The organism is Mesorhizobium sp. P5_C1, assembly GCF_054049815.1.
Genome location: NZ_JBFULQ010000327.1, coordinates 1 through 6,348, shown reverse-complemented (window position 1 = coordinate 6,348; position 6,348 = coordinate 1). Strand labels below are relative to the sequence as shown.

Genomic DNA, 6,348 nt, shown 5'->3' with positions numbered 1-6,348 from the left:
GACATAGCTCGTCATTCCCGATTTCTGGTGCTCGATGATGTGGCAGTGCAGCAGCCAGTCGCCGAGATTGTCGGCGACGAAGCCCAGGCTCACCTTCTCGTTGGGCTGGATAAGATAGGTGTCCGAAATCAGCGGCTGAACCTGGCGAGTCGAGGACGACAACACCTTGAAACTCATGCCGTGCAGATGCATCGGATGGGATTGCGGCGTCAGGTTCTCCATGTCGATGACATAGCTTTTGCCGAGCTTCAGTTCGGCCAATGGCGCGGTTGGATCGGGCGTATCGCCTGGYCACGGCACCTTGTTGATGGCCCAGAAACTGTAGCCAAGCGAACCGCAGATGCCATCGCTCGGGACGTTTTCCGCCGTGGCGCTGAGCGCCAGCGAAATATGCTGGGCGGCGGTGAGATCCACCTCCGCCACCGGATTGACCTCGAGGGGTGCAACATCACGAATGTCGCGCTTGAGCGAGCTTCCAGTCGCGCGCAGGGTCGCGAGCACCTTGGGCTTGGTGCCCCTGACGTCTCGCAGGCTGACAATCGCGCCCTCGTCGTCGGGCATGCGGATGGCCAGCTCCATGCGCTGGCCGGGTCCAAGCAGCAGAGCATCGGGAGCAAAACGCTGCGGGACCGGATTGCCGTCAAGCGCCATGACGGTGGCCTCCGCGCCGTCGACGAGAAAAGCATAGATCCGCGTGACGTCGGTGATGGCGACCCTGAGCCGCACCAGCCCGCCAGCCGGCGCGTCATATTGGGGCTGATCGAGCCAGTTGGCGGTACGCACGGTGCCGTAGGTGCCGGTTCTTGCGGCATCGCGCGGCCGGAACTGGTCGATGAACTGGCCGTCGTCGCCGAGCCGCCAGTCGCGCAGATTGAGGACCATCTCGGCATCGAATGTCGGATCGCCGGGGTTTTCGACCACGATTACCCCCGTCAGGCCGTGGCCCATCTGGGTCAGCGTGTTGCAGTGCGGGTGGTACCAGAACGTGCCGGCGTCGGGCGGCGTGAAGGCGTAGTCGAAATGATCACCGGTATAGACATAGGGCTGGACCAGAAACGGCACGCCATCCATCTTGTTCGGCACGCGAATGCCGTGCCAATGGATCGTCGTCGGATCGTCGATCGCATTGACAAGCCGCGCGGCGAAGGGCTGGCCCTTTTTCATCCTGAGTACCGGCGGCATTCCGGCGTTGCCATAGCTCAGCACATCCCTGGTCTGGCCGACATCCATCAGCTTCGCCTGGATTTTGGCCGTCTCCAGCACCACCGGCTCAGGCCCGGCAGCGGCCCAGCCAGCAAACCTGCCCATGGCCGAGAGCCCTACCCCGCCGGCGCCGGCAATCGCTGCCGTTTTCAAAAGCCTACGGCGTGTGAGGACAGTCATTTGGCGCTCCAACTACAAAGACGGCTACCCCGAAGGTGTAACCGCCACGCCATGGATCACAAGCCGGCAACCAGAGCAAATTCTGTTGACGGCACAGTGTGAACCAGAGTCAAAACACCTGCGCCTGAGTCCCGTTCACACCGACTGTCAGAGCGAAAAGGCGACAGACCTTGCCGCGCTATTCAGCCGCCTCGGCATGGTGCGCCGGAACATAGTTGAGGATGGGTCCGAGCCAGCGCTCGACCTCGGCCAACGGCATGGCCTTGCGGCGTGCGTAGTCCTCGACCTGGTCGCGTTCGACCTTGGCGACGCCGAAATAATAGCTTTCGGGATGCGACAGATAGATCCCCGACACAGACGAGCCCGGCCACATCGCATAGCTTTCGGTCAGGCTCACCCCCGCATTGCCTTCGCCGTCGAGCAGCCGGAAGAGCGTCGCCTTCTCGGTGTGGTCGGGTTGCGCCGGATAGCCGGGCGCCGGACGGATACCGCGATAGGGCTCGCCGATCAGTTCGTCTGGCGCCAGCTTCTCGTCTGCCGCGTAGCCCCAGAACTCCTGGCGCACTTTCTCATGTATGCGCTCGGCGTAGGCCTCGGCGAAGCGATCGGCCAAGGCCTTGACCATGATCGAGGAATAGTCGTCGTTCGCCCGCTCGAACCGTTCGGCGATCGCCACCTCCTCGATGCCGGCGGTGACGATGAAGCCGCCTATATAATCGGGCTTGCCACTGTCCGACGGAGCGACGAAATCCGACAGCGCGACATTGGCCTTGCCGTCGCGCTTGGTCAGTTGCTGGCGCAAGGTGAAGAAGGTCGCCAGTTCCTGTGAGCGCGCTTCTTCCGTGAACAATTTGATATCGTCGCCGACGGCATTGGCCGGCCAGAAGCCAATGACGCCGCGTGGCGCGAACCATTTTTCGGCGATGATCTTCTTCAGCATCGCCTGTGCATCTTCGAAAAGCTGGCGAGCGGCGGGACCCTGCGCCTCGTCTTCGAGGATCTTGGGATAACGCCCCTTCAACTCCCAGGTCTGGAAGAATGGCGTCCAGTCGATGTAGCGCGCGAGTTCGGCGAGGTCCCAGTTCTCAAAGACCTTCACGCCTGTGAAGGACGGCTTTGGCGGCTCGTAGCTCGCCCAGTCGATCCGGTGTGCGTTGGCTCTCGCCTTGGCCAGCGGCAGCCGCAGCTTGTCGGCTTCGGAGCGGGCATGCGCATCGGCGACCTTCTTGTATTCGGCGCGCACCGCGTCGACATAGCCGCCCTTGGTCTCGTTCGACAGCAAGGACGAGACCACGCCGACCGCCCGGCTGGCATCGGTGACATAGACGGTCTGACCCCTGGTATAGCGCGGGTGGATCTTCACCGCCGTGTGCACGCGACTGGTCGTCGCGCCGCCGATCAGCAGCGGAATGTCGAAACCCTCGCGCTCCATCTCGGCGGCCATGTGCGCCATCTCGTCGAGCGACGGCGTGATCAGGCCGGACAGACCGATGATGTCAACGTGCTGCTCGCGCGCCGTCTGCAGGATCTTGGCCGCCGGCACCATGACGCCGAGATCGATGATCTCGTAGTTGTTGCAGGCGAGCACCACGCCGACGATGTTCTTGCCGATGTCGTGGACATCGCCCTTGACCGTCGCCATCAGGATCTTGCCCGCCGTCTGGCGTTCGCCATTGTCGATGCCATTGGCGGCGTTCGCCAGCTTCTCGGCCTCCATGTGCGGCAATAGTCCTGCGACCGCTTGTTTCATCACCCGCGCGGACTTCACCACTTGTGGCAGGAACATTTTTCCCGCGCCGAACAGGTCGCCGACGACATTCATGCCGGCCATCAGCGGCCCTTCGATGACATGCAGCGGGCGCTCGGCCGCCAGCCGCGCTTCCTCGGTATCGGCATCGATGAACTCGGTGATGCCGTTAACCAGCGCATGGCTGATCCGCTGCTCGACCGGCAATTCGCGCCAGGCGAGATCGCGCTCCCTGGCCTCCTGGCCCGCCGTGCCCTTGAAGCGTTCGGCGATCTCCAGCATKCGTTCGGTGGCGGTGCCGCCGGCCTTGGGCACGCGGTTGAGCACGACATCCTCGCAGGCCTCGCGCAGTTCCGGTTCGATCGTATCGTAGACCGCAAGCTGGCCGGCATTGACGATGCCCATGTCCATGCCGCGCTGGATGGCGTGGTAGAGGAACACRGCGTGCATCGCCTCGCGCACCGGCTCGTTGCCGCGGAACGAGAAGGAGAGGTTCGACACGCCGCCTGAGATATGGACATGCGGCAGCGTCGCGGTGATCYCGCCGGTCGCCTCGATGAAGTCGACGCCGTAATTGTCGTGCTGCTCTATGCCGGTGGCGATGGCGAAGACGTTGGGGTCGAAGACGATGTCCTCCGGCGGAAAGCCGGCCTGTTCGGTCAGGAGCTTGTAGGCGCGGGTGCAGATCTCGACCTTGCGCGCTTTGGTGTCGGCCTGGCCGTCCTCGTCGAAGGCCATGACGACCACGGCCGCGCCATAGGCGCGCACCAGCCTGGCATGATGCAGGAACGCCTCCTCGCCTTCCTTCATCGAGATGGAGTTGACCAGCGGCTTGCCCTGAACGCATTTCAGGCCGGCCTCGATGATCTCCCATTTCGAACTGTCGACCATCACCGGGACGCGGGCGATGTCCGGCTCGGCGGCGACCAGGTTGAGATAACTGACCATCGCCTTCTTCGAATCGATCAGCCCCTCGTCCATGTTGATGTCGATGATCTGGGCGCCGTTGGCGACCTGGTCGCGCGCCACGTCGAGCGCGGCGGCATAGTCGCCCGCCGTGATCAGCTTGCGGAACCTGGCCGACCCCGTGACGTTGGTCCGCTCGCCGACATTGACGAACGCAATCTCGTCGGTCAGCGTGAACGGCTCCAGCCCGGACAGGCGCATCTTCGGCTCGATCTCGGGGATGGCGCGCGGCGGATATTTCCGCACCGCCTCGGCGATCGCCCGGATGTGATCCGGCGTCGAGCCGCAGCAGCCGCCGACGACATTGACCAGCCCCTCGCGGGCGAAATCCTCGATCTGCGCGGCCATGAATTCCGGGCTCTCGTCATACCGGCCGAATTCGTTGGGCAGGCCGGCATTCGGATAGGCACAGGTGAACGTGTTGGCGACGCCTGAAATCTCGGCCAGATGCGCACGCATGGCCTTGGCGCCGAGCGCGCAGTTAAGGCCGATGGTGAACGGGCTGGCGTGACGCACAGAATGCCAGAAGGCCGTAGGCGTCTGGCCGGACAGCGTGCGGCCGGACAGGTCTGTGATGGTGCCGGAGATCATCACCGGCAGGTGCACGCCCTTCTCGATGAAGATCTCGTTGCAGGCGAAGATCGCCGCCTTGGCGTTCAGCGTGTCGAAGATGGTCTCGATCAGGATGATGTCGGCGCCGCCGTCGATCAACCCGCGCAACTGTTCGCCATAGGCGAGACGCAGATCGTCGAAAGTCACGGCGCGATAGCCGGGGTTGTTGACGTCCGGCGACATCGACGCCGTTCGGTTGGTCGGCCCCAGGGCGCCGGCGACGAAACGGCGTTTGCCGTCCTGCTGCTGCGCCCTCAGCGCTGCGCGGCGCACCAGCCGCGCCCCGTCGCGGTTCAACGCATAGACGGCATCCTCCATGCCGTAGTCAGCCTGGGCGATCGAGGTCGAGGAGAAGGTGTTGGTCTCGAGGATGTCGGCGCCTGCCATGGCGTACTGATAGTGGATTTCCTCGATCGCCCCGGGCTGGGTCAGGATCAAAAGGTCGTTGTTGCCTTGCTGGTGGCAGGCGCAGCCCGCGAAGGCCTCGCCGCGAAACTGGCCCTCGTCGAACCCAAGGCCCTGGATCTGCGTGCCCATGGCGCCGTCGAGGATGAGGATGCGTTCGCGCGCTGCCGCCGTCAGCGCCGCAAGCACTTCCGAACCGTCGGGCTTTGCCGCAACGGGGCCGAACAATGCGTCCAGCGATGCAGAATTCTGCGACATTTTTTATCCCTTTGGCGACAAGCCTATTCATGTCACATAAGGATATCTTTATGTCAATATACGACAAGCGATCGACTATGTCACGCGTCGTTGCAATCGCCTGGCTCCCGAGGGAAATCGCTGCGTCGGTGCAGTGCGGCCAGCAAGGCTAGCGCTTCGGCGTTATTTTTTTCCGAACCGGCGGTGAGATCGTCCATATTGCGGTCCGGGAAGATAACGAGCGCGTCCTGGCATGCGGCGACGGCTTCCTCAGCCATCGCCTTCTCCTTGCGGACAGCGCCGAGATCGGCCAGCACGCCGCACAGCCTGTCAAGTCCGGGGGGCAAGCCGTGTTCTTGTCTTGAGCTGTCTTCAGATGCCGGCTGGCTTTCACGCCGCGAGCGGATAGTGTTCAGCGTAAAGGTCGTGACTTATCCGTGCAGTTTCGGCCCGAAAACCTTCAGGGGAGGTTGCGATGACAGAGTTCACACCAAAGTTCGATCTGACCGGCAAGGTGGCGCTGGTCACCGGCGCCTCGCGCGGCATCGGCCGCGCCTGTGCGCTGGCCTGTGCCGGGTCGGGGGCCGACATGATCGTCGGCGTGCGCAGCAAGGCCGACGGGGCGGAACTGGTCGCCGAGATCGAGAGTTTGGGCAGGCGGGCGCTTGCCGTACAGATGGATTTGACCGACCTCGCCACGGTGCGAAAGGCCGTCGCCGAGGCGCACACCGCCTTCGGCCGCATCGACGTGCTGGTCAACAATGTCGGGCTTGGGCCGGAAAACCTGGCCGAAAACGTCACCGAGGAGGATTTCGACCTGACGGTGAACGTCAACCTCAAGGGCACGTTCTTCACCACCCAGGCGGTCGGAAGGCTGATGATCGCGCAGAAATCCGGGCGCATCATCAACATCAGCTCGCAGGCCGGCACGGTGACGCTGAAGGGCGAGGCGATCTACTGCATGAGCAAGGCGGCGATCAACCATTTGACGCGTTGCC

General features: G+C 63.4%; 4 protein-coding genes. 1 reads left to right on the top strand and 3 read right to left on the bottom strand.

Going from position 1 to position 6,348, the window contains the following annotated elements:
* The 3 genes from ACXJ7R_RS21995 to ACXJ7R_RS21985 form a co-directional block, all read right to left on the bottom strand.
* On the bottom strand, window positions 1-1,383 hold a 1,383-nt coding region (locus ACXJ7R_RS21995; RefSeq protein ID WP_457153693.1), incomplete at its 3' end, for a multicopper oxidase family protein.
* 178 nt (window positions 1,384-1,561) lie between these two features.
* Window positions 1,562-5,371: a methionine synthase gene (gene metH, locus ACXJ7R_RS21990; RefSeq protein ID WP_457153692.1), complete on the bottom strand. Its 3,810-nt coding sequence runs from the start codon at window positions 5,369-5,371 to the stop codon at window positions 1,562-1,564.
* 80 nt (window positions 5,372-5,451) lie between these two features.
* Window positions 5,452-5,667, bottom strand: coding sequence for a hypothetical protein (locus ACXJ7R_RS21985; RefSeq protein WP_457153691.1), 216 nt, complete (start codon window positions 5,665-5,667; stop codon window positions 5,452-5,454).
* Between the two features lie 158 nt (window positions 5,668-5,825).
* On the opposite strand from ACXJ7R_RS21985, the gene ACXJ7R_RS21980 reads away from it, so the two are divergent.
* The coding region (locus ACXJ7R_RS21980; RefSeq protein ID WP_457153690.1) for an SDR family NAD(P)-dependent oxidoreductase at window positions 5,826-6,348 on the top strand (523 nt) is incomplete at its 3' end.